Origin of the sequence: Sabulicella glaciei, from assembly GCF_026183895.1 — a bacterium.
Lineage (GTDB): Bacteria > Pseudomonadota > Alphaproteobacteria > Acetobacterales > Acetobacteraceae > Roseococcus > Roseococcus glaciei.
Genome location: NZ_JAPFQI010000030.1, coordinates 1 through 23,447, shown reverse-complemented (window position 1 = coordinate 23,447; position 23,447 = coordinate 1). Strand labels below are relative to the sequence as shown.

The following is a 23,447-nucleotide window of genomic DNA, read 5'->3' as shown; positions in this document are numbered from 1 at the left end:
AAGATGGCCCCAGCAATTTCCCCCGGCCCCGCCAGGGGCCAGGGGGCGTGTGACCCCGGCCGCTACCGGCGGCCGAAACCAAGCCGGCGCGCTGCGTAGGGCCGATCCTCCGCCTGACTGATCGCCGCAAGGCCCGCCCGCGCCACCGCGACCGGATCCTCGCCCAGCCGCGCCGCACCGCACACCAGCCGAACCACCCGCGCGAGCGCGCGCAGCGTCGACGGGTCGGCGGCGAAACCCCGCACCATCACCTCGCGTGCGGCCGCCGGGATGCGCAGCGGGCCCGGACGCTGGCCCGTCTCCGCCGCCAGTCGCGCGAGCAGCCCGTCGACCACCATCTCTGCGGCGTCGGGCGGCGGATACCCGACCTCGACGACCAGGCACCGGTCCTTCAAGGCCCCGCTCACACTCGAAAGGTCGTTCGCGGTCAGCACCCACGACACGCCCGTCAGGTCGCACTCGGTGAGCAGGAACGGATCCCAGTACCGCTGCGCCGTTGCCGGCTCGAGCACCGCCAGCAGCCAGCCCTGCGGCGTGCCCCAGCCGTCGGCGCTCCCCTGACGGTCCACGTCGTCCACCACGATGCCCACGGTGCGAAGGCCCGACTGCGCCATCAAGCCGAGGGGCAACGCCGGCCGCCCTCCACGCCAGCCGCGGCCATGGCCGCCCAGCAAAGTCGCCCCGCCGCCTTCGGTCGCCGTGACGAGACGGTGCGGCAACCCGCAGATCTCCAGCACCCTCCGGGCGAAGGTGGACTTGCCCAAACCCGGCGGTCCGGCGAGCAGCAGGGGCGGCAGACGCGCCGGCGCCCCGTCCGGCAGCAGCGCCACCTCGCGGGCGATGGCGCGCGTGGCGTCCGCCAGCCACGGGAACTCGCGGTCGAGCGCCGCCCGTAGCCCGCGCGCATCGGGGACGGGCAGGGCGGGCATGGGCCCGGCGAGGGGGGCGTGGCGTTCGACCTCGCCCTGGTCCATGGGATCGGTGGCCACCGCCGGCGGTGCGTGCAGCACCGGCTGCGCCGGCGGGCGGGGCGGAACCCCGGCGGCCGCCGCGCCGCCAGCACCTTCACCGCCGCGCGCCAGAGGCTGACCGTGCCAGTGGGCAGGGCCGACCGGGCGCCGGAGAGCCCCAGCGGCAAGCCCGCCGCCGACAAAAGCCCGCACGGCCAGAGCCCGGCCTCGCGTGCCAGCGCCACGATCCCCTTTCTCGGCAGCTTGCCCCCCTCAAGGGCGAGCCGCACCGCCGCTCGCAAAGGACGTAGGGCGGTGCCTCGCTCACCTGGGGCGGTGTTGACCGCATGGAGGAGAAGCAGCAGCCGGAACGCCTGCCGGGCCGGGGCGTTGGGATCCGGCCAGTCCTCGGGGTCGGCCAGCGACGGGGCGAAGAGGGGCGCCAGCACCTCCGGCGCGCCCCCGTCGGCCACCGGCACGTGCGTGACGCCTTCGGCCACCAGCACGCGGTGGGAGTCGTCATCGGAGGCCGCGACGAGCGCCAGCCGGTCTGCCAGCGGCAGCATGAGGTCGAGCCGCCGCAGCTGCACCCCGGGGTCGCGGGGATCCTCCTGCGCCACCCAGCATCCGCCGGGGTCGCGTGGCGGCCTAGAAGCGGCACCATCGCTGGCTTTGGCCAGACGGCACAACCAGCCATGGCTCATCACCACGGCAGGCGGGCCGGCGGGCAGGGCAGGGGACACCGTCATGACCGGCGCCCCGGAACCGCCCCCCGCGCCGCCGCCAGCGCTGTGCGCCGGGCGTAGTCGGCGGCCCGGCCCAGGGTCATGGCACGCGCCCGCTCGCCCTTGAGCACGGTCTCCTCGATCACGACCCAGCCCGCCTTGCGTCGGATCAGATGCCGAGCGACCGAAAAGTCGGCGCGGGACTGATCCAGCCTTTGCCCAGGTGGCAGGAGGTCAGCCAAGCCGAGGCGCCAAGCGGACGCGGCGCGCGCCGCATCGTCCGACGAGAGGGCCGGAGCGGTGCAGGGCGGCACCGACGGACGGCTGAGTTTCCGTACCTGGGCCATTTCGCGCGCGGCCTGCTCCAGCAGCACCGCACCCGCCGGACACACCCCTCCCGAGGCATGGCGCAAGGATGTCCATGGGAAGCGGCCCGAACGGGGCGGGTCCTCATGGCCCGGCTTGCGGTTGGTGAAGCCCGGCGCACGCCCAAGATGGCGGCCGTCCGCGGAACCCGGGTCGCCCCCGTGTTCGCGGGCCAGGATCCGGGCGGCGGCGGTGGCGAGCGCCACCGGCACGAGCGAGTCAGAGGCCGTGATCCAGGCCTGGAAATTCTCTGGGCTCGTCTCCACGACCGCCGCGAGGCGGTGGCGCGCGGCCAACGCCGCCAGCGCCTCGGCGGACAGGTCGTCCACCAAGAGATGCCGTGTCGCACTCGGCCGCAGAAAAACGTGGCACCGGCCCGGTCCGTTGGCCCAGCGCATCCAGGGGATCGAGCCGAGAAGTTCGTCGCGGGTGAAGCGACGGCGCTGCACCTTGCCATCGCCCGGCCAGACCGGGACAAGAGCCGTTTCAAACCCGGGGGAGAGCACGGCGTCGGCGAAGTCGGCGAGGGCGTCGCGGGTCCGGGCGTACGAGGAACGACCGCTCATGGCCGTGCCTCCCGCTGGGCGGCCAGGCATTCCGGCCAGTCCCGCGTCATCGGAAGACGCAGAACCGCCATCGCCCCGCACCAGCCCACCTCAATGATCTGCTGCGCCTCCTCGGCAAGCCTGTTGGCGCGCGCCGTGTCGGGCATGCCGATGACGACACACTCGGGCCGCACCCGGGCCAGCAGGGCCTCGAAGGTCCACACCGAAAAGCCGGACCAGGAGCCAGGCGGGGCGACATAAAGCGTGTCCGCCCGGTGCCCCTCACACGCCGCGGCGCACAGTGCCGGGAGCGCGCCGGTGGCGAGCAGGATGCGGGACGGGTTCTGGGGCTCGCGGCTCCAGGTCAGGCTGCGCATCCCACCCTTAGTGAACCAGCACTTGCGGCGCTCGCCGAGGGTGAGCACCCCGGTCGGCAGGGAATCCGGTCCGCGCTCGGTGAACATCAACGTCCGCGCGTCGGCGGACGCGTTGCTGCCGAACCTTTCCACGTCATCGGGGCGCAGGCCGATCTCGCGCACGAAACGCGGCAGGCTGGGCCGCGCGCTGTGGGTTGTTGTGTGGCGGAGATCCGCGTCGAAGGGGGCCATCGGCCACTCCTTTGGTTTTTGGTTCCTTCCATCACCGGATCCGCTCGGCGAGCGGCGGCTGGAGGCACACCTGCCCTCCAGCCGACGACCGCGGGCGGATCCCTTCCTGCCTTGCTTTTCTCGTGCCGCCCCCGGGCGGCGACTCTTGAAAGCGTGCGCGGGATGATTCATGTCTGACCCGCCGCGGGGTACGCCCCGCGAGCCAATCTCCGCTGGCGGCTCATGCGGCCGGCGCCATTCCCCACACTCACGACGGAAGGGCCGCGCAAGGCGCGGCGAGAGACGCATGCTCAAAAAGTCCCACCACACCCCCAAGACCACCCGCGGCGAGCGCGTGCTCGCCGAGGTCGCCCAGGCCGCGGGCCTGCGCGATCTTCGCTGGCACGACGCCACTTTGGCGGGGACGCCGGATTTGGCAGCGCCGGCCGAGAGGGTCGCCTTGTTCTTTCACGGCTGCTTCTGGCACGCCCATGAGCATTGCTCGTGCGCTCGCGTGCCGCGCACCAACCGGCCGTTCTGGGAGCGCAAGTTCGAGGCGAACCGTGCGCGCGATCGCCGGGTCGTGGCGGAGCTTGAACGCAAGGGGTGGCGGGTCATCGCGCTTTGGGAATGCGGGGTGCTGGACCACACCGTCGAGGAACTGGCTGAGGAGCTGCGGGGTCTGCTCGACGGCGGCGCGGTCTATGGCGAGATCTGGTCGTACGAACGCCGGCCGCGCTGGCAGCTCAGCTGCTGACGAGTCTGCGGATGGGTCGGGGCCCGCTCGGATGTCTGCACCGGTGCGCCTGACCATCACGCTGACTCGCACGGGCGAGGTTCCGATCGAAACCTCGCCCGGCCCCTCCGGCATCGTCCGGAGGCAGCCACCGGAGAGCGTTGCCGTCGTCCACGGGATGCGACCGGGGCGAAGCTGGTCAGCCTGCCCACCCAGCCTGTTGGGCCGGGGCGCTCCGCTGTCTCAGTCGGATATGAGGCAGTGACGGGCCGACCCGTCCGCGCGCTGCATTTCCCTTGCCAAAGCCGATGCAGCGGAATGATCCTGGCGGCGCCGGGTGCTGGCGATCCTTCGCGGAGGGGATGGCAAGATGCGGCTTCTGTGGCTCGGACTTCTGGTCCTGATCGCCCCCCTCGGGGTGGCCGCCCAGCCCATGAAGTTCAGCTTCCATTGCTTCGCGAACGCGAGCGAGTCCTGCTTCGTCATCGCCTCGGGGACGCTCGACGGGGGCGCGGCCGACCGCTTCGACGCCTTCCTGGATGGCCCGAATGGGGTCGAGGGGTTCCAGGTGCTGCTCGACAGCACGGGCGGCAGCCTGCAGGACGGCATGGCCCTTGGGCGGCGGATCCGGGCCCGGGAGTTCCACACGGTTGTCGGGCAGCACGATGGCGCCAGCGTCGATCCACCGACTGCTGGCAATTGCCTGAGCGCCTGCGCCTATGCGTTCCTGGGTGGGGTGGGGCGGCGTGTCCCGGAAGGGTCGCGACTGGGCTTCCACCAGTTCGGGTTGCCGGGCGGCGCGGCGATGCCGAATGCATCCGGCCTCGCGGGCGGACAGGAGGTTTCGGGACTGCTTCTCACCTACATCATCGAGATGGGCGTCGATCCTCGTCTGTTCGTGCTGGCGAGTGCCACGCCGCACACCGGGATGACTTATCCCTCCCTCGAGCAGCGTCTAACCTATGACATCGAGACACCGCGCGGCTTCGACCGCTTCGTGCTGGAGCCCTACCGGGCCGGCGTCATCGCCGTGAGCAAGCGGCGGGATGCGCCCCGGATCTACGACCAGGCATCGCAACTGACCGCGTTCTGCCGTGCCAGGGCAGCGCGACTTCTTCTGACGGTGCCAGGCGTGCCGGTCGAGGCCGGGGTCGGCGCGACGCTCGGGCTCGGCCCGACCGGCGGGGAGCGTGAGATCCGGCCGGCGCAGGTTTCGGGCCGCACCGCCGGGGATGGCGCCGTGTTCGAGGTGGCACTCACCCCCGAGGACGCCCAGGCGCTCACGCAGGCGCGCGAGATGCGGCTGCAGATCAATGCGCCGCGTGTGGCAGGCGGGCCTCATTGGATGCAGCGCGACCTGTCCAACACCGACCGGCAGACGATCGCTGCCGCCTTCCGGTTCTGCATCTGATGGAGGCGAAGTTGCGCAGGTCAAAGGCAGCATGGCTGGTGGCAGTCGGGGCGCTTCTCAGCGGGCAGGGCCCACAGCCGGGGCGGTCAGGTGACGCCGCCGTTGCACGCCACTTCCGGCTCACGGCCGCGACGCTCGCCTGCTTTGTCCAGCACCGCGAGATCTACAAGGCCGCGACCGGGGAGCCGGTCTTCCTTCTGGCCAATCGTTGTCCTCCCCAGCGCCCGCCGTCGCTCCTCGACGCGCTGACCAACGAGGGGCCGAACATCCGCCTTGCCGACCCCACGGCCCTCGACCAATTGGTGACGCTGAACCGCGCCCAGCTTGCCTGCCTGGACCGTCTTTCGGTGGCGGCCAGCGACGCGGTGGTCGTCTTCTTCCCGGATGACTGCAGGGTGGAGCCGGCCCCGGCGCCGCGCTGAGCATGGCCGTGAAGATCCCCGATTGGCTGGACGTCGCGCTGAAGGTGACCGCCACCCTCATCGCGATCTTCGGCGTCTGGAGCTTCTTTGCGCAGCGGGCCGAGGCGGTGCGGGTCGCGCGCGAGGAAAGGGCGCTGGCTTACATCGCGCGCTTCGGGGGCACAGACATCGTGGTGGCCCGGACGGCGCTCCTCGATTTCTGGCGCCGCTACCCGACCTTCACGGCCGAGGCGCGGACGAGGGCGCTCTCGTCCCGCGAGTATGAAGGGTTTGTCGCCGCGGCCTACCCGAACGACGCCGCGCGTGGCGAGGTCGACGCGGCGCTGATCCGGCTTCTGGTCTTCTACGACGAGGTCGCGTTCTGCCATCGCGCGGGCACCTGCGATCGCTCCATTCTCTTTGGCTATTTCTGCCCGCACGTGACGCAGCATGCGCGCGTGTACAGGCCTTTCCACGCGCTCCTCGGGGCGGCGGTCGGCACCGATGGTCTCGACCGTCATCTGGACGAGCTGGCCCGCTCCTGCCTGTCCTGACCGCGCACCGCGCCGCAATCAGTCTCCAGTCCGAGCACTCGGGGAGATAAAAAAAATTTATCGAACTGCTGCGTCGGGTCGCGCCTGGGCGCGTCGCCGCGTGTCTGACGGCTGTCTCAGTCGGATGTGAGTCAGTCAGTCCTTTTCCCGAATAGTGCGGCTGTGCTCGCTCGCGATCTCCAGCTTCCCGCACCCCGCGCCCCAGATGTCGTCTTCTCGAAACCCCATCGGGGAAGCGAAGAAGGGGCATGAGGATGACAGACGTCATCCGCGTCGAAGGAGATGCGAGATGGAAGCCACCAACACCGATACCACGACCCCGCCAACCCCCGATGTCAACGCGCCCCCGCATCGCGCAAAGGCGAAGAAGAAAGCGAACAAGAAGGGGCGGGTGGAAGCGCACCCCAACTCCTCCCCGGCTCGTTCCTTCACCTTAGAGAAACGGGATGGAAGCGGGGTCAACACCGAGCTGCCGGAGAATTTCGTTCTGCTGCTGAGCATGCGGGACAGCCACGCCACGGCTACCGAGGCGGTCGAGGAGAGCAGCAAGAAGCTGAGTGAGAGCCTGGTGCCCCTCTGCGCGGGCATCGTGTCCCTGGTCACGCTGGAGGAGAAGGAAGTCGCGAGCCTCATCGCCCTCGCGGTCGAGCAGGGCCTCCTGCCGAAGGGGACCCGGACCCGAACGGACAAGCCGGCCGTGAAACTCCTTCAGATCGTCTTGGGACGGAAGAACCCCACGTTGGTCAGCCGGCTGGGCTTCATCTGCACGCACGCCGCCGAGCACGGGGTGGACCTCAACGAAGCCGCCAAGGGCGGGATCTACGGCTACGAGAAGACGCTCAAGGCGGAACTCGCCAGGGCCAATCCCGAGGAGCCCGAGGCCGCACCTACCTCGTTCACCGTCAAGGTGAGGATCGAAGAGGCCTCCCGGGACCAGGTCGCCGCGGAGTGCCTGCTGCTCGTCGAGAGCGCGAGCCCGGAAGTTGCGAAGGTGCTGCGCCAAGTCATCGATGCCGCCGCGCCGGCCGTCCTGCCGGGTCAACATCAGGAGGTGGGCGACATGCCCGCCGAAGACGCGGGAGTGTCCACCGATGACGATCGTGGGCTCGACTACCAAGAGCCGGCTCTCGATACCGCTCCGGAGAGCAAAGAGGTCACGACGCCCAGCGTCGTGACCGAGGTCATCGCACTCAACGCGGCCAACGCGTCCGCCCCGGAGGAAACGGAGATCTTCGTGGTCGCGCCGGAGGAGGATCTGCTTTCCGCAAATCAGGCGCTGCTGCCGTCCGTTGTGACCTTCAAGTCGCTGGCCCATCTGCGAAACGAGCATCAGGACGATTACTGCCGGCTGAAGGACCACGGCTTCAAGTACGACGGGGCGGCGGGCCACTGGACGGGACCGAGCTTCGACGGCCTGACCGAGCTGCTCACGCGGGTGGGTGGCGAGATCGTCTTGGGGGTGCCCGGTGGCTGACCCTGGCCCACACAGCCGCGCGGGGCGCGAAACCTCCTTCATCCGGGTCGAGAGCTTCGCGCTCAAGCCGCACCCGCGCCAAAAGGAGGTCGATGCGCGCGGCATCGTCCATGAGGCGATGCGCGATCCCGCCTATTGCCAGCACGTTTCCTCGCCCCAGCCGCCGCAGCTCATTTTCGGAGAGGCCTTCGATATCATCCTCGACGAGGCGATCGAGCGTCATCGCGAGGCAAGCGATATCCAGGGCCGACGCCGCCGCGACGACAACGTGATGCTGTCCTCTTGGGTGGTCTCCTGCCACATCCCGGTGGCGGAACTGGAGATGCCGGGAAAGCAGGCCGAATACGGACGGTGGTTGGAGCTGACGCTCATCTTCTTGAAGGAGAGGCTGGGCAGTTGCCTCCGGGGATGCGTGCTGCATCTGGACGAGGCGCATCCCCACATCCACGCCCTGGCGCTGCCGCCTCTGAAGCCCGTCACCGACCCCGACGGCAACCCCAGAATGGACCGCAGCGGAAGGCCTCACTTCATCCTGGACGTCGGTGCCACCGATCCCTTCCGCGCGGCCCGGGCAGCGGCGCTGGCGGCACATCCCCGAAAGCGGGCCGGCTGGGAAAAGCACGCGCAGGCCGCGGCCCGTCAGGCGGGCGCCGATCTGCAGCTGCACTACTGGAAGGCCGCCGGTGCGCCATTCGGCCTCGCGACCCCCGTCGGCGCCCAGGGCCAGCGCCTGAAGCGCGCCGACGCCCTGGCGGAGCGCGCCGCGGAGGCGAGGACGACCGAATTGCAGGAGAAAGTCCGCACTCTGGGCCAGCGGGTACTGGAGGCAGAGAAGGGTGCGGTGCGCTTCGCCGCGCTGCTCGTTGCAGGCCCCGCGGCTGCCGCGGCGGCACCGCCGCGGCGCGAGCCCACAGAGGCCGAGAAGGCGGCGCGCGCGGCGATCCGGCTGGAGGTGGCGAAAGCGGCGGAGCAGCGGGTGGGCAGCGAGTTCCGTGTCCAGCGTATGACGCCGGATGGTCTGATCGAGGTCGGTGGCGGCCCGCTGCGCCCCGGCGAGCGGCTTCGGCCAGATCCCGAAGACCTCGCCGCCATCGAGCGCGCCCGGGTGGGGGAGGGGGCGTTTCCCTGGACGGCCTACCTGCAAAGGCTGGCCTTCGAGCGCGCGGCGGGCGACGCGGCGCTGAAAGAGGCCGACGCGTTGCATTCGCGGCTGGAGGCGGCCGAGGCGAAGGTGGACCATGTGGCGGCCGAGCGCGATGGGGCCCTCCGCGCCCTTGGTGATGTGCGGACGCGGGCTGATCAACTGGCCGCGATAGTTGAGACGCATCCAAAGACCATTTTGAAGATGCAGGCCGCACAAGAGGTGGCCGCACGCCGGGCTGACGAGGCGGGCGCGACCCTCGCCACCGTGCGGCTGGACATGGTGCGCCTGCAGGAGGAGCGGGATGGCGCACTCCTCGCTCTCGGCAGCCAGCAAAAGCACTCGGAGCGTCTGGCCACGTCGCTCAAGAGCCAAACAGCCGCCACAGCAGAGGCACGCGCCGCGCAGGAAGCGGCCGAGGGACAAGCCACCGCGGCCAGCCATGCGCTCGCCGCGGTGCAAGTGGAAATGAAGCGCCTGAAAGAGGAGTACAGCGCTGAGCGGCAGGCGCGGGAAGCCGCAGAGCGCTCCGCGGCGCATCAAGCGGAGGCCTGGCAGAAGCTGCAGCGAGATATTGAGGAGAAACACGCGCAGGAGATGGCGGCACTTGTGGCTGGGTATCAGGCTGCAGCCGAGGCCATGGAGCAGGCGCATTCGGCGGCGATCCTCGCCTTGCGCGGGGAGCGCGACAAGGCCACGGCCATGGCGCGGGAGACGTGCGGGAAGCTGGAAGACACGACGCTCGAACTCCAGAAGGCTGAGAGAGAACGCGGCGAAGCCGCGAAGGCGCTCACGGTGGCGCGGGCGGCCCTTGAAGCGGCGCGGCGTGAAACCGAGGAGGCGCGGCACTCCCAGGCCAGCGCCGTGCGGCAGCGGGACGAGATGCGGGCGGCCCGCGATGCGGCAACGAGCGAGGCGGATCAGGCCAAGGCCGACGCCGCGCGCCTTTCCGCCGAGAACGCCCGGCTGGAGGAGAGCCTCGAGGCGCAGGCCCAGTCGGCTCCCATCAATCAACCCCCGGCAAAACAGGACACCGCACCAGAGGAGGAGGTGCGCGAACAATCGAAGCAGACACGGAATGAAACCCCAGATGGCCACGACCAAGCGGCCGACGGGCCAACAAAGGAGACGAGAATGACGGAAGATCCACCCCCCAACATGCAGGCCTTGATGCCTTTTATCCGGCTCGGGATCGATGCCGGGATCGCGGGAATGAGCACCGACGAACTCCACGCGGCGGGGGTCCCCAGACACAATTGCCGGGAGGCGGCAGCCGCAAAGGCAGGCTTTCAGGAGGGCCGACGGCCTGACCGTGCTGCGGACCTGGATGCGCTCGCCTTGAGGATCGCGGACACTCTCGCCCAGAACCCGAAGTTCCTCGCGCTTGGGACCTCTCAGGCCGAGCGCAAGGCCGCGCGCGAAAACCACACGGCACGTCTCGCCACCAAGCGCCGTCTGGGCCCTGCCGCACCTGCGCAGGGCGACGCGCGCAGCCAAGAACGTGCCGCGGCTGTGCGGGGCGATTGATCACATCCACATCAAGGAGATACAGAAATGGCCATCGCAAAATCCTGCTCAGGCTGCTTGTACTTCGAGGCGGCTCAAGTCCGCGTGACACATATCCGCGTAAAGCCCGATAAGCTCGCGGTCGATGAGAACGGCATCCTGGCCGAAGGTGAGTGCCGCCGGCATGCGCCCTCGATCCCCAGCCCGGGGGACCCAAGACGGGTTTCCTTCCCGATTGTGCCTCGGGACTTCTGGTGCGGTGAGTCGCAAGATATTGGTCAGTGAGGTGGCGGCTTACAGGTCGTGCGATCCCGCATTCTCGAGGGCGTAGTGCAGCGGTGCACCGGGCCCTCTTTCATGTTGAATGGACCGGTCGCGGCCATCAGGACACCTTCCAGAAAAACCTCCCCTTACTCCGTGCGACGCCGTCATAGGCCGACCTTTTGCTCCGGCAACGCGGGACCGGATAGCCCAATCCACTCGATTGAAGCCCAGCACCCAGCTCTACCGGTGAAACTGCGTCCGCCCCGATGCGCTGGGACTGCTCAAGGGCGCGAGCGAAGAGCATGCGCGCCGGTCCACGTGATGACATCGTTGACCAAGGGCCCCGATCCTCGCGCCCACCGCCGCAGGCACTCTTTTCAGCGGAACGCCCAGCGGAGGGTCTGCGCCACTCCGGACGTTCCGGCGCGCACGAGTGGGCGGGCGAGGAGGGGATTGGGCAGCCCGTGCATGTGCCGCGCCCAGTCGGGCAGGAGGTCGATGGCAGCCTGATTCGCCAGCGCCTGCACGCGCCCGACCAGAAGGCCGGTCGTCGCCGCGTCCAGTACCAGTCGGCGGACTTCGCGCGTGCGGGCATCGGACCGCAGATGCGGCCGGTAGCTCATGATCAGGCGGTGCGCCGCGGCCCGGTCGGGCGGCACGGGCGCCGCGCCCAATGCGCGCCCCACCTGTGCCATCTCCGCGAAGTAGCGATCCTGGTCTGCCGGCGACATGCCGGGTTCGACGTAGCGCCGCCAGGCGTTCAGGAAGCTCACCGCCTCGGTGACATGAACCCAGGCCAGCAGCGCCGGGTCGTTCGCAGCGTAGGGCGTGCCGTCCGGCAGCGTGCCGCCGACCTGGTCATGAATGCGGCGGACACGGGCGATCACCGCCTCGGCCTCCTCGCGCCCGCCATAGGTGGTCAGCGCGATGAAGCGCGCGGTGCGGCGCAGGCGGCCCTGCATGTCGTTCCGGAAATTCGAGTGATCCCAGACTCCGGCGAGCACCGCCGGGTGCAGCATCTGAAGCAGCAGCGAAGAAAGCCCGCCGACCATCATCGAGGCGACGTCGCCATGGACCCGCCATGCCACAGCCTTGGGGTGGAACAGGCCGTCGGGGCGGCGCACCACCGGCGCTTCGCCCCGCGCGCGATCGTTGAACAGGGCGACGACGCGGCGGGCGATGGCCTTTTTTGATGGAGAGCGTCGGGTCCGGCCGTGTCGCGGGCGGCATGGTCAGTCTCATGTCGGGTCATATGGTGGCGCTCCACGCGCAGGCCAGCCGGGCACCGCGCTGCTTTGCGATGCACGATGTCTGCGCGGGCCCGCGACTGCTGAAGGGCTCCCGCTGGCGTGGGCTCGATAGGATGACAATCGAGAAGTGGGCGAATTCATCATCCGTCTCCGCGCGACCGCTGACTCGGCCCGTGCGTGCGGCGCTCCATAGCGGTGCCCATGAGACAAACAATGACGCTTGTGCGACGCCGCCCTGCTCCGGAATCCGTGCTGTCGCACACCCGCCCCGCCGGCCGGGGGAGGCCCCACGGTGAACCCGCCGGGCGCTGGGAGCGAGGTTTCGATCAAAACCTCACGCCGGCGCTGACGATGGTCCTAATTGAGCCGTCCCGTGGGGTCCTGGGGGTGACGGCGGAGATTGTCTCAGTCGGATGTGAGGCAGACCTCAAGTCCTGATCCCGCGAGAAGGACCAGTGCCCGAAAAATTTGCGCTCCGGTCGGACCAGTTTCGGGGGTCAGGACCAACCTCGGCGATACACGATGTGAAAGAAACCGACCGGGTACGTCTTGTACTTGGCTTTGGGCTTCTTGGTTCCCTCGACCTCGGGCAGCCGGGAGATGCCGTGACTCTGGAGACAGCGGTGCAGGCTCGAGCGGGTGAGGTGCGGGATGGAGGGCTGCAGGGCGTAGAGGCAATCGTCGAGCGGCAGCAGGGTGTGACGGCGGAAGGCCACGATGATGGCCTCATCCTCGACCGAGAGCGTGGAGGAATGGGGCTTGCGCGGTCCGGTTGGTAGGTCGGTGACGGTGGTGCGCTTTCGCCATTTGGCGATGGTCTTGGGGTTCACCTCATGGCGCCGAGCCAGGACCCTCAGACTTTCTTGACTATGCTGGATCGCGCGACGGACCGCCTCTGTCGTGCGGGCGCACCCGTGCAGAACCTGACCCATAGCGCGTCCTTCCATGCCTGCGAAAAGACTGCACAATCAAACTCTGGGATCAAACATCTAGGTGGGACGAATTGTTGCGGGTACAACTCACGGGACCAGGAGGAAGCTTTGAGCCGTCGAAATCTAATCGACCAACTGACCGCCCTGTCATATGAGCCGGACTCGAAAAGTGGCGATTGGTATTACAACGCCCGAGAGGGGGTGGACTTCCTTGCTCGCAACGTCCGATCTGAGCATGTGGCAATTTACGCCAGCTCTGCGCACACATTCATATTCGGCATGCTCGCGCCCGCCAAAAACTTCAATCCACCAGTCTTCGAAGACCTTGAGCGCATGCACTTCACGACGGATCGGACGTGGATCATTGAGCACTCGTCCGGAGGGGGGCAGCCTGACCGCGTTTTTCTCTCTGATCCTATGGATGATACGGGCAGCGAGAGTCTCAAGGGCGGCGAGAAGCTGATTTTCAACAGATCATTTACTGGCGTTTCTAATTTTCCTGAGACAATCGAGATCAACCAAAAGCTCGTGCATGCTCTCGATCTATACTTTCTGGCGGATCGGAACGCATACTGCCGCTTGGACGAAAAGGGCGACATCGAAGAAATCATAAAGATCACGATGCTGCCGAAGGGCAAACACCCCTTTCCCGGGCGGATCGTGACTATCCGCGCTGATTGTCTTTACGAGTATATGGTGCTGAGTGGCACCTACTTGATCTTCAAGTTCGATTTTACCCGATATAAGTTTGGCCATTTTAGTGACTGGTCTGACAAGAACCGCGGAGAGGAGCAGACGCACGCAACGAAATATCACTATGGAACAGGACCATCCGCGAGTTTTGTGAATGGCTTCATGATCTCTCCTTCTACAATTACTTATGACGACGTTCTCGCGAAACGCACCGGGCGATGGTCAAACGGAGGGAAACAGTATGCAACTTTCAAAATCCAAGATTGGCGCAATAAGCGTCTCGTAGAAATATCTTGCGCACCTCAAAACATAACCAATTATTTTGATGCGAAGCCAGGATTGCCGTTTGAAGTCTCGCCCGCCTTCTTCCGAGCGGATGTGCTCTCGAAATACAAAGCTGATCCCGATAAATACACCATCGGAGATCGTACTATATCGTGCCGGAATGCATGGCATCTAACGACGTACGATATAAACGAAGAAGGACAGGTTCACACCTATATTATTTATCTCTCACAGTTACCCTATGAAGAGCAGCTGTATTGGCAGGCGTTTAATGAGTGGCCGAAGGCACCCATATCCAAACGAGCATTTGAGACGGACTATGACGGGCAATTTTCGACGCAATACGATCCTATTATAAAGCTGAAATCCTATGTCCGAGCCCTGGACAGCGCCGACCTCGAATGGTGGAAGGCTCGTGGCGACGAACTGATCGCGGTCGTCCATCTGCCGGCGTCGGAAGCGCCTGCCGAGTGGGCGAGTGAGATCATGGCACTTGACCAGATGATCGTTGAGGGCTTTCAGACGAAGGCGCTTCGGGCCCTCCTTACCGCCAAGGGCAAAACGCCTGACAAGGAATGGGGGACCATCAAGCTCCTTGAGGAACTGCTTGTAGTTTACGGCGAAAGCCAGGAGGACGCGAAGGACGTCGTGGCCCCGCTGAGGACCCTGCATCACTTGCGAAGCAAGCTGAAAGGCCATGGTGCCGTCAGTGAACGTCGATCTCTGGAAGCACAGGCGAGAAGCGAGTTTGAGACTTTCCGCAATCATTTCACGCAATTGGCAGCTGGATGCGACGCTGCCATGACGCGGATCATGAGTTTGCTGCGGCCGGGCGTCACACCTAACGACGCGTGATGATCTAGGCGAGATTACCGATCAGCTGTCCTCGTCCGTAGGCACTGTGTCTGGAGCTACATAGCGGCGTGGATAGCCGCGCCCCATGGCAGCGAAGCTGGCATCCCATTCGCCATGCACCTTGAGGATTGCGGAAGGTTCAAGCGGGGCGATTGTATATAAATCAAAATCATGTTTGCCGGTGGCAAGGCCCATATATCGCCCGAAGGCAGCGATAATAGCTTCGCCCGCTGAATAGCTCCGCCGGGTGAGCGCCAGTGGCACTGCGACTTCAATAATCCTTGGCTTTCCGATCTCGGACAACGGAGCGAGGATCTGGTCGTCATCCTCCAAAAACCAAGACGCGACCTCCCCTCCCCAATGCCTCATCAGTCGTACAACGCCCGGGTCATCGACGACATGGGGATACGAAGTCATCCAAAACTTGCCATCGCGCGCTTCCAGTTGTTCACCATGAAACGGACTTGCCTTGTAAAGTGCTGCAGCGCGGTCGGTTGTCAGGTGTCCCGCCGTTACCATGCTGTTTAGGCGAGTGCGCAAGGAATCCGGCGTGGACGGGTGGATGCCCTGCTTGAGCAATCCCTCGACTTCAACGTCCGTCAAGCGTGTATAGTGGAATGCTCTTATGGTACGGCCCTCCATCTCCTGGCCGACCGTCTCCTTTAATCGCAAGAACGCCGCGCCGTGGGGATTGTCAGAGCGATAGAGATATGGACCTTTGCCCTGTCCAAGATCGTAATCACGAAAGATGTGGTGGTCGGTAGTCGTATAATCGCGGATCAGGTCTTCATGCGCGCGAAGGAGCGCGGTGAGTTCCCGATCGAAGGTGCTTACGTCCCAAACGTCAATTGGCTTTGCGGTCATAGCACTCTCTTAGCGCTGCGAGGACAAAGTTAGATCGACTGAATTCGGAATTCATTCCGCTTCCGCCCCGCCTTTTCAGCTTCCATCAGCCAGCCAGCCAGCCAGCCAGCCAGCCAGGCGGACGGCCGCGCCCCGTCCACGTCTCGCCCTTGGGGTCTAGATACTTGACCGCTGCGGGCCAACCGGCGTCGCTGTGCGGCTTGCGGCTTGCGGCTTGCGGCTTGCGGCTTGCGGCTTGCGGCTTGCGGCCGGCCTGCGGGCGTGCGGTGCCCTGCATAAGTCCTTCGAGGCTCAGGCCGAGCGCTGCCGCACGCTGCGTCATCTGCTCGACCAGTCCGGCCCTGGCGGCTTCATGCTTCTCCGCGCGCTTGGCTTCGGCCTCTTGGATCAAAGCGGTCAGTTCCTCCGCGCACATGGCGTCGAGGTCAATGTCACTCTTGGCCGCCATTGGAATTCCCTATCCCTATTTGCTAGCGCAGGTGGTTCTGAGACGATTGGCCGAGCGGGGCAAAAGCGCGCACTCAGAAAACCATGCTCCGGTTGACACCCTAGAGTGGATACTAGTGATCGCTGATCAGGTGGTAGAGCCTGAGGAGAGCCATTCAGTCAGCACTTTGATATGGATCGCAAGGTTCTTGGGTTCAGACGGGCCGCCTTTATGGGTTATGCCGATTACTTCATCTTTGTCATTGATAATGGGGCCGCCTGACATGCCCTGACTAAGCTGTTGCGTCACTTCGATCTTTTGAACCAAACTCTTTATCGTCAGCGAGCTTACACTCCCAGGACGAATGTTGATCTTGTCGCCGTGTCCGTAAGACGGATACCCGACTGCTTGGACCTTGTTGCCATGGCTGACCGTGCCGGCAAAAGGTAGAAGCCCATAATATTCGGTGCTCGCGATCTCATGCTCAAGGACGGCGAGGTCCCGATGGCTGCAAATGTTCTTGATCTTGACCGCGAATTTGTTGGAGGGCTTTGACGGGTGATACACCACGAGATCGCCTATCCCCTCGACACAGTGTGCGGCAGTCACCAAGCCGACATCCCTCAGGAAGAACGCGCTTCCTTGCGACGCTGCACCTTCTGAGTCTTCGATGATCCAGACCGCCCGGTCTATGATCTCCTCCCTGGTTGGCTCCAGGTTGATCGGCCGGGCGGGATAGCAGCGGTTGAACCGTTCAGCCATGCTGCGGAAAATCGGATCGGAACGCCCTTTGATGTTGCCGAGCCACGCGATCTTACCGCGCAGATGGGCGGGAAGGCTGGCCGTGCTGCCAGATTTTTCCGCGAAAATCTCCTGAGCCTTTTCGTCTCCGTTCTTCTCGACAGAGTATAGAGCGGCGCGAATGTTCCTGACAAATTTGCGATCGACGTTCAGCGCTTCATTGATCTTCAGACCCGTGACGATCCGCCGCGAGTGCCGATCCGCGTAGTGCGCCTTGGCTGGATTGATCTTAAAGCCGTTGCCCTCGATCACAGCACGCAACTCGCTTTTCAGGAGGTCAGGGCTAATGCGGCCGGAGGGCGGCAACGCGGCTTCGAATAGCAAGGCAAGCGGCTGATAACTGGAAAAGGAGAGATCGTCGGCATACCGCGTGTAGATGCAACGCGCCCCCTTGGCGACGGCCAGCAACTCCCTGTCAAGGCGGAAGCAGATCATGTTCGAGAGCACGGGGCTGCTTGGGGCACCCTGCGGCAGATGACCATCGTTGCAACAGAGACGGGCGATCACATCCGAGACACGGATATCAATGCCGAGAGCCGCGAGAACCCCCGCCACCCGATTTTCCGTGATCGTAGGGAAGAAGTTTTCCAGATCGACGTTGAGAATATATTTGCTATCGATATGAGAGAGCGCGTTCGTTTTGACTGAGCGTTCGTGGATAAAACCATGCACAGGGTTTCTGCGGCGATACATTTTATCAAGCAGGCCCGCGATCTTCCGTTGCAGATGCTTGAGCCGGCGGTCGGGCGCGCTGATCAGTCTCGACTTTCCCGGCCTCTTGCTGATTTCGAAATGCGTATACATCCGGCGGCGATACCACCAGATCTTGTTAAGTTCGGCCTGTGACATGTCCAGGTAGGCGAGGAGAGCAACTTCATTCGCCAGTTCGGAAGGAATGTCGGTGTGTGAGGGTTTCTTTAGAAAATGCGCAGTCGGAAACACGAGGTCTCCCCTCCAGTCACGCCAGGCGATACGCATAATATACATGGCGCGCACGATTTGTGCAGACATTCGCTCTTACGCCGCAGTTGCTACAGCGCGTATGCGAAGGGAGACCTCGTAAGGATAGACTAACAGAGGGAATGCAATTCTGACAATCCGCACCCGTCCTCGTGCGGTGATCCCTCAACAGAGCCACAGAGCCGGAGCGCGACAGGACGTGTCCGCTCTACTCGGGCGTGCCGCCCTCCCCGAGCCGCCCGCGATGCGGCCGTCTCTGCCCTGCGGGTGACGATCCTTCACGCTACGCACACGGACGGCGCAGGCACGCCGCCAGGGGCTTAGGTCGCGTGGACAAACCGGCGGCCTGGGGATTTCCATGCAGACGCGCGTGTGGCTCCACGCTGGTTTCTGACATGGAGATCGGCGTTGATCCGTGGGCTGCTGACGGACGAGGAGTGGTCCTTCTTCGAACCCTTCGTGGTGTCGGCCGGCCCGCTCGGCGGCCGGCCGGCGCGCAGCCACCGCCGGGTGCTCGACGCCATCTTCTGGATCGCGCGCACCGGCGCGCCGTGGCGTGACCTCCCAGCTGAACTGGGCCACTGGAACTCGGTGTTCCGCCAGTTCCGCCGCTGGACTGCCTCAGGCCTGTGGGACGTGATGCTCGAGGCCTTGGCCGATGGAGGCGGCGACGCCGATCTCCTGCAAATGTTCGACAGCGCCAGCATCCGGGCGCATCATTGCGCCGCCGGCGGAAGGGGGGACTCACCGACAGGGTCTTGGGCGTTCTGGGTCCCATCGCGGCTTGCCGCGATGGGTGCCCTGCGAGGTGGCTTCACGAGCAAGCTCCACATCCGCGGCAACGCGCATGGCCTGCCCATCGCCTTGCATGTGACCGCCGGACAGGAGGCCGACTGCTCGAACTACGACGCGTTGATGGCGGCGCGTGACAGCGATCCTGCCATCATGCTCGGCGACAGGGGCTACGACAGCGACCCGATCCGGCAAGATCTGCGCGACCGCGGCGCCGTGCCGGAGATCCCAACCAAGCGGAACCGCCATGTCCAGCACAGTGTCAGCCGCCCGCTCTACGCGCTGCGCAGCCGCATCGAGTGCTTCATCAACCACCTCAAGAACAGCCGCCGCGTCGACACGAGATACGATCAGACCAGCGACAGCTTCCTCGCCTTCGCCGCCCTGTCCTCAATCCGCTTGTGGATCAGGTTTGTCCACGCGACTTAGGCAGTATGAGTAGGTCGTGGTGAGGCAAGAGCGACCCGGAACGTTGGCCCGGTGTCTACTTCCCGCCCATCTCGACTGCCTCCATCTGGCGCGGCGTGACCTCAGGTTAGGTCCGGACCGCGTTCTAGTGAACCATGCGGAGACAAGTTCGCCATAAGCCGAACCCTGTCCCCGCATCCCACTTCGCCGAACTGAACAAAAGCCCCTCGCTCACAAGAGACGAGGGGCTTTCGGCGTTTGGAGCCTGACCCAGCGCCAGCATGGAAGACAGGGCGCCGGCCAGCTCGACACGATCGGCGTGTACCTCCACGCGCACGACGAGCGCCCGCAGCGCCTCACGGACCTCCACGCCGCCTTGCAAGGCCATCGCATCACGGAGCTTGGCGACCCGAGCGCGCTACACCTCGGCCAGATTGGGGTGCAGGGCAGGGGCCTGAGACGCCTTGCCGGTCTCCCGAAGCTCCGCCTCCAGCACCGCCTTGCGGGAGCCCAGCTCATCCAGCTTGCCCTGCAGGCCGGGTGCCCGAGGTCCGTCGGCAATGGCGTCGATCAGGCCAGCCAGCTGGCGCTCCACCTTCTCCAGCTCGCGCCGCTTGCCGACCGATGCGGCGCCGACCTCGGCCGCCAGCCGGTTCCACTCGGCGGTGAACTCGCGCACGAACTCCGCCACCACTCCGGCTGCATCAGGTCATGCTGCAGCGCCTCGAGCACCTGCGCCTCGAGCCGAGTCCGACGCACGCGGGTTCGGTTCGTGCAGATTCCTTGCCGGACCGTGGCCTTGCAGGCCATGTGGTCCTTACCGCTGGTGATGAAGGGGCCGCCGCACACCCCGCACACCACCTTGCCGCTGAGCAGGGTCGACGCCTGTCGGTAATGCCAGAGGTGGTCGCATTGGCCCTCAGATCCTGGTGTCTGCCGGGGGCGCTCGGCGGCCGCCAGGCGCTGCTGTACCCGTTCCCACAGACCCTGCTCTACGATGCGCAGATCCGGAACGTCCTCCGTCACGAATGCCTCGGCCTCGTTGCGCCGCGCCAAGCGCTGCCCGGTTGATCGGTCCTTGAGCCAGCGGAGCCGGTTCCAGACCAAGCGGCCTACATAAAGATCGTTGCTCAGGATCCCCGTGCCGAGCCGCGCCTGGCCACGCAGCGCGCCGTCCGTCCAGGCACTGCCCCGGGGCGCCGCGATGCCCTTGGCGTTCAGTGCCTTGGCGATGGCGATGGCGATCGGGCTCTGGCCGGCCGCGAAATCCGCAAAGATCCGGCGGACCACGGTGGCCTGCTTGGGCTCGATTTCGCGCAGCCCGCGCTCGGCCTCGCCATCGCGCCCTATGGGCCCGCGAATGACCCAATACCCATAACAAAGTCCACCTCCGGAGCGCCCGTCCCGCACCCGGCCCTCCAGGCCGCGCCGGGTCTTGTCTGTCAGATCCCGTAGGAGCACCGCGCCCATCGTGCCCTTGAGGCCCACATGCAGCTCACTCGCCTCACCCTCGGCCAGCGTGACGATCCGCACTCCGGCGAAGCGCGCCTGCTTGTGGAAGGCCGCCACGTGCTCCTGGTCCCGGCTCAGCCGGTCCAGGCTTTCGGCCAGGACGATGTCTGCCTGCCCCGAACGCATCGCTGCCAGCAGCGCCTAATACCCGGGGCGCAGCGCCACTCGTCGCCGCACTTCCTGCTGCTACATGGCAGCTCAGCCTGCAAGAGCGGCCCGGTCTCGGTTACACAGTCGGAAAGGTGCAACGGCAATGGGGCGATTCGGCATTTGCTAGAGGACATGAGCCCTCAGGATCGGCAGCTCGCCCTGCTTGGACAGAAAAGGGGGCGTAGCTTTATGTTGCCCGCTTGGCGGCACGCCTGACATGCGTCGCGTCACAATGCGCGATGTCGCTAAGGCTTGCGGCGTCACCGAAGCCACGGTCTCCAACGCCCTTGCCGACAAACCGATTGTCAGCGGGGCAACGAAGGACCGCATCCGTCGCGCCGCCGCAGACCTCGGTTATCACGTCTCCCCAATCGCCCGCGCCTTGCGGACCGGCCACACCGGAACGGTCGGGATCGTGGTTTCCAACCTCGCCAACCCCTTCTATGCCGACATTCTGCTCGGGATCAGCAGCGTCCTCACGCCTCGCGGCTACCAGACCATCATTTGCAACACTGAATCCCGCGCCGAACTGCAGGAGTGGCACGTGTCGCATCTGCTGCGCCACATGGTCGACGGCATTCTCCTGCTTTCCTTTTCTTCGGAGACAGCGGATACGACACGCGCCCTAAAAGCCGGTGTGCCCCTGGTGGCACTGTGGCGCCGGCCGGGTGGCAGCAAGGCCTCCTTTGTCGGCATGGACGATACGCTTGGCATGCGCCTCGCGATGGAGCACCTCTGGTCGCTCGGGCACAGGCGGATCGGTTTGCTGCGCGCGCACGCCGCCTCGAGCCCCAGCGACGCGCGGGAAAGAGCGTTTCAAGGCTTCCTGAGCGAGCATGGCGCCGAGCCGGGCCCAGTCGTCGGCGCGGAGATCTCGATCGAAGGGGGATGCGAGGCGGCCCGGCAGTTCCTGGGGCTGCCGGCGCCGCCGACCGCCATTATCGCCACCTCGGACCTCATGGCGCTGGGCACGACGATCGCCCTTTCAGAGCGGTCCATGATGGTTCCCGCAGACATGTCGGTCGTCGGCTTCGAGGACACCTTTCTCGCGGCGCTGCCGCAAATCCAGCTCACCACCGTCTCGGTACCGCGGCGCGAACTCGGTATCCGTGCCGCGGAGCTGCTTCTGGAGCGCATCGCTGATGCTTCGCAGCCGGTCCGGAACGTGGTCCTCCAGCCCGGCTTCCAGGTGCGCGGCACCACCGCGCCGCCGAGGTGACGCTGTCAGTTCGCAGCAATGTTGCCCGCTCGAATCACCTCCCGCCAGCTGCGCCGGTCGGCCTCGAGCCGGCGGGTGAAGTCAGCCGTGCTTTCGAAATGCGGGGTGAACCCCAAGCCCTCCAACCGCTGCCGCACCGCCGCATCCTCCAAGGCGCGGCCAATCGCATTGGCCCAGACCTGCCGCAGGGCGTCCGGCATGTCCTTGTGTCCGCACATCCCGAACCAGCCTGTCACGTTGAAGCCTGGGACTGTGTCGGAGATGCGCGGCGCGTCCGGGAACACTGGTGAGCGGGTCGGATCGCCGATCCCGAGAAGCCTGAGGTCGCCAGACTGGGTCTGTCGCGTGGCATCGCCAAGATTGCCGATCATGAAGTCGATGCGGCCCGCAAGCAGATCCAGCAGCGCCGGCGCCGTGCCACGATAGGGGACATGCGCCATGTCCACGTTGGCGAGACCCTTCATCAGCTCGCCCGAGAGGTGCTGCGCGGAGCCGGCCCCAGGACTCGCAAAAGTGATCTGGCCGGGGCGCGCACGCGCCGCTGCAAGCACATCGGCGACAGTGCGATACTCGCTGTTGGCGCCGACGAAGAGCCCATAGGAGGAAAGCGCCACATTGGCGATCGGCGTGGTGTCCCGCCCCGGATCAAGTGGCAGCGCGACACCTTGAAGCTGCGGCGTGATGGCCAGCGTGCTCATAGAGCACTGGTAGATCATCGTCCCATCAGGCGGGCTCTGCGCCACATAGGCCGCGGTCACCACACCGTTCACGCCGGTGCGGTTCTCCACGAGGACCCGCTGGCCTAGCGTCGGGCTGATCGCGTCGGCGATGATCCGGGTCAGCGTGTCGCTTGATCCACCTGGCGCGAAGCCGCTGATGATCCGCAGCTGGCGGTCCGGCAGGGCGGTCTGGGCCAGGACGGGCGCGGCTCCCATCAGCATCGCGCCCAGCGCGCAGGCGAAAGTGAGCCGATTTCTCTCGATTGGCTTGGACATTGGTTGTTCCCTCTGAACTTGTTTTTCGAACTGACACACGACCAGGACGATCAACCTCAAGGGCCGGTGGCACTCGCTCGACCTCGCCGACGGGTTCCCCGCATGCGGCGCTCCAGATCTGCCGCGTGGCGCTCGGGGCTGAATCACCGCGCGCCATCTCCGGACACGGAGCGCGGATGCCTGCACCGCCGATGCAGAGTGCGGCACCACCTTTGGGGCGCTGGGTGGTGCCTCAGGAATCAGCGGACTGTCAGGACGATCGCCCGATACCGAGGCGCTGAATCAGTTCACGCTGCTCCACCGCCGTCTCCCGCGCATAAGCGAGGTAGCTGGCGCTGTCCTTGTACACGACCACCTGATCGAGACGCTCGAGCAGCGCGACATGCTCGGGATCCTGGATGGCGTCACGGAAGGCGTCGTGGATGACACGCATGATCTCGGGATCCATGCCCTTGGGGCCCGCGATGCCATAGGGTGAGTTCGACACGAGCCCGTAACCCAGTTCCTTGAGCGTCGGAACGTCAGAGTGTCAAGCGACACCGGAAACGCCCCCCTTGTCGCCATGAAATCTCCCCCCTGTTTTAGGTCTTCACTGCCGCGGGCTCTGGCGTGGTGCTCCGGAGCAGGCCCGAGCGGCGCTTCTC

The 23,447-nt window shown here is 65.8% G+C and carries 19 protein-coding genes and 2 pseudogenes; 9 read left to right on the top strand and 12 right to left on the bottom strand.

What is annotated here, in order from left to right; all coding sequences use genetic code 11:
- Nucleotides 1–62: 62 nt before the first annotated feature.
- The 3 genes from OF850_RS21895 to OF850_RS21885 all read right to left on the bottom strand — a co-directional run bounded on the left by OF850_RS21895 (nt 63) and on the right by OF850_RS21885 (nt 3,194).
- On the bottom strand, nt 63–1,010 hold the full coding sequence (locus tag OF850_RS21895; RefSeq protein WP_301592453.1) for an AAA family ATPase: 948 nt from the start codon (nt 1,008–1,010) through the stop codon (nt 63–65).
- 685 nt (nt 1,011–1,695) lie between these two features.
- The gene (locus OF850_RS21890; protein ID WP_301592452.1) at nt 1,696–2,607 is read right to left on the bottom strand and encodes a DNA-primase RepB domain-containing protein; all 912 of its coding nucleotides are present in this window, start codon (nt 2,605–2,607) and stop codon (nt 1,696–1,698) included.
- On the bottom strand, nt 2,604–3,194 hold the full coding sequence (locus OF850_RS21885; protein WP_301592451.1) for a hypothetical protein: 591 nt from the start codon (nt 3,192–3,194) through the stop codon (nt 2,604–2,606). The genes OF850_RS21890 and OF850_RS21885 overlap by 4 nt, the downstream gene beginning before the upstream one ends.
- Before the next feature lie 286 nt (nt 3,195–3,480).
- Between OF850_RS21885 and vsr the strand changes: the two genes are divergently transcribed.
- From vsr to OF850_RS21855, 6 genes are all read left to right on the top strand, one after another.
- Complete coding sequence (gene vsr / locus OF850_RS21880) at nt 3,481–3,930, top strand: DNA mismatch endonuclease Vsr (RefSeq protein ID WP_301592450.1); 450 nt, start codon at nt 3,481–3,483, stop codon at nt 3,928–3,930.
- A gap of 349 nt (nt 3,931–4,279) precedes the next feature.
- Nucleotides 4,280–5,320 carry a COG3904 family protein gene (locus OF850_RS21875; protein WP_301592449.1) on the top strand — a complete coding sequence of 347 codons (1,041 nt, stop codon included), beginning with the start codon at nt 4,280–4,282 and terminating at the stop codon, nt 5,318–5,320.
- Between the two features lie 38 nt (nt 5,321–5,358).
- Nucleotides 5,359–5,742: a hypothetical protein gene (locus OF850_RS21870; protein ID WP_301592448.1), complete on the top strand. Its 384-nt coding sequence runs from the start codon at nt 5,359–5,361 to the stop codon at nt 5,740–5,742.
- Nucleotides 5,743–5,744: 2 nt separating this feature from the next.
- A complete protein-coding gene (locus tag OF850_RS21865) occupies nt 5,745–6,275 on the top strand; it encodes a hypothetical protein (protein WP_301592447.1) in 531 nt (176 codons plus the stop codon).
- A 289-nt stretch (nt 6,276–6,564) separates the two neighbouring features.
- Complete coding sequence (locus OF850_RS21860) at nt 6,565–7,749, top strand: hypothetical protein (RefSeq protein WP_301592446.1); 1,185 nt, start codon at nt 6,565–6,567, stop codon at nt 7,747–7,749.
- Entirely contained in the window at nt 7,742–10,417 is a 2,676-nt protein-coding gene (locus tag OF850_RS21855) for a hypothetical protein (RefSeq protein ID WP_301592445.1), read from the top strand. The genes OF850_RS21860 and OF850_RS21855 overlap by 8 nt, the downstream gene beginning before the upstream one ends.
- A gap of 620 nt (nt 10,418–11,037) precedes the next feature.
- Here the strand turns inward: OF850_RS21855 and OF850_RS21850 are convergent.
- Both OF850_RS21850 and OF850_RS21845 read right to left on the bottom strand, forming a co-directional pair.
- Nucleotides 11,038–11,787, bottom strand: coding sequence for an oxygenase MpaB family protein (locus OF850_RS21850; protein WP_301592444.1), 750 nt, complete (start codon nt 11,785–11,787; stop codon nt 11,038–11,040).
- Between the two features lie 644 nt (nt 11,788–12,431).
- A pseudogene (locus OF850_RS21845) lies at nt 12,432–12,842 on the bottom strand (IS481 family transposase); the annotation flags it as partial.
- Between the two features lie 108 nt (nt 12,843–12,950).
- On the opposite strand from OF850_RS21845, the gene OF850_RS21840 reads away from it, so the two are divergent.
- Nucleotides 12,951–14,675 carry a hypothetical protein gene (locus tag OF850_RS21840; protein ID WP_301592443.1) on the top strand — a complete coding sequence of 575 codons (1,725 nt, stop codon included), beginning with the start codon at nt 12,951–12,953 and terminating at the stop codon, nt 14,673–14,675.
- 21 nt (nt 14,676–14,696) lie between these two features.
- On the opposite strand, the gene OF850_RS21835 is transcribed toward OF850_RS21840, so the two are convergent.
- The 3 genes from OF850_RS21835 to OF850_RS21825 all read right to left on the bottom strand — a co-directional run bounded on the left by OF850_RS21835 (nt 14,697) and on the right by OF850_RS21825 (nt 17,778).
- A complete protein-coding gene (locus tag OF850_RS21835) occupies nt 14,697–15,539 on the bottom strand; it encodes a hypothetical protein (RefSeq protein ID WP_301592442.1) in 843 nt (280 codons plus the stop codon).
- 85 nt (nt 15,540–15,624) lie between these two features.
- On the bottom strand, nt 15,625–15,987 hold the full coding sequence (locus OF850_RS21830) for an H-NS histone family protein (RefSeq protein ID WP_301592441.1): 363 nt from the start codon (nt 15,985–15,987) through the stop codon (nt 15,625–15,627).
- Nucleotides 15,988–16,113: 126 nt separating this feature from the next.
- Complete coding sequence (locus OF850_RS21825) at nt 16,114–17,778, bottom strand: reverse transcriptase domain-containing protein (RefSeq protein WP_301592440.1); 1,665 nt, start codon at nt 17,776–17,778, stop codon at nt 16,114–16,116.
- 339 nt (nt 17,779–18,117) lie between these two features.
- Between OF850_RS21825 and OF850_RS21820 the strand changes: the two genes are divergently transcribed.
- On the top strand, nt 18,118–18,948 hold the full coding sequence (locus OF850_RS21820; RefSeq protein WP_301592461.1) for an IS5 family transposase: 831 nt from the start codon (nt 18,118–18,120) through the stop codon (nt 18,946–18,948).
- A 397-nt stretch (nt 18,949–19,345) separates the two neighbouring features.
- Here OF850_RS21820 and OF850_RS21815 read toward each other — a convergent pair whose 3' ends face one another.
- Nucleotides 19,346–19,522 (bottom strand): hypothetical protein, encoded by a 177-nt coding sequence (locus OF850_RS21815; RefSeq protein WP_301592439.1) that lies wholly within the window; start codon nt 19,520–19,522, stop codon nt 19,346–19,348.
- Nucleotides 19,498–20,565: a recombinase family protein gene (locus OF850_RS21810; protein ID WP_301592438.1), complete on the bottom strand. Its 1,068-nt coding sequence runs from the start codon at nt 20,563–20,565 to the stop codon at nt 19,498–19,500. The genes OF850_RS21815 and OF850_RS21810 overlap by 25 nt, the downstream gene beginning before the upstream one ends.
- Nucleotides 20,566–20,821: 256 nt before the next feature.
- Between OF850_RS21810 and OF850_RS21805 the strand changes: the two genes are divergently transcribed.
- On the top strand, nt 20,822–21,808 hold the full coding sequence (locus OF850_RS21805; protein WP_301592437.1) for a LacI family DNA-binding transcriptional regulator: 987 nt from the start codon (nt 20,822–20,824) through the stop codon (nt 21,806–21,808).
- A gap of 5 nt (nt 21,809–21,813) precedes the next feature.
- On the opposite strand, the gene OF850_RS21800 is transcribed toward OF850_RS21805, so the two are convergent.
- Together OF850_RS21800 and OF850_RS21795 are read right to left on the bottom strand one after the other, a co-directional pair.
- Nucleotides 21,814–22,857 carry a Bug family tripartite tricarboxylate transporter substrate binding protein gene (locus OF850_RS21800; RefSeq protein WP_301592436.1) on the bottom strand — a complete coding sequence of 348 codons (1,044 nt, stop codon included), beginning with the start codon at nt 22,855–22,857 and terminating at the stop codon, nt 21,814–21,816.
- Nucleotides 22,858–23,053: 196 nt separating this feature from the next.
- Nucleotides 23,054–23,314, bottom strand: a pseudogene (locus OF850_RS21795) (tripartite tricarboxylate transporter substrate-binding protein); the annotation flags it as partial.
- Nucleotides 23,315–23,447 lie beyond the last annotated feature (133 nt).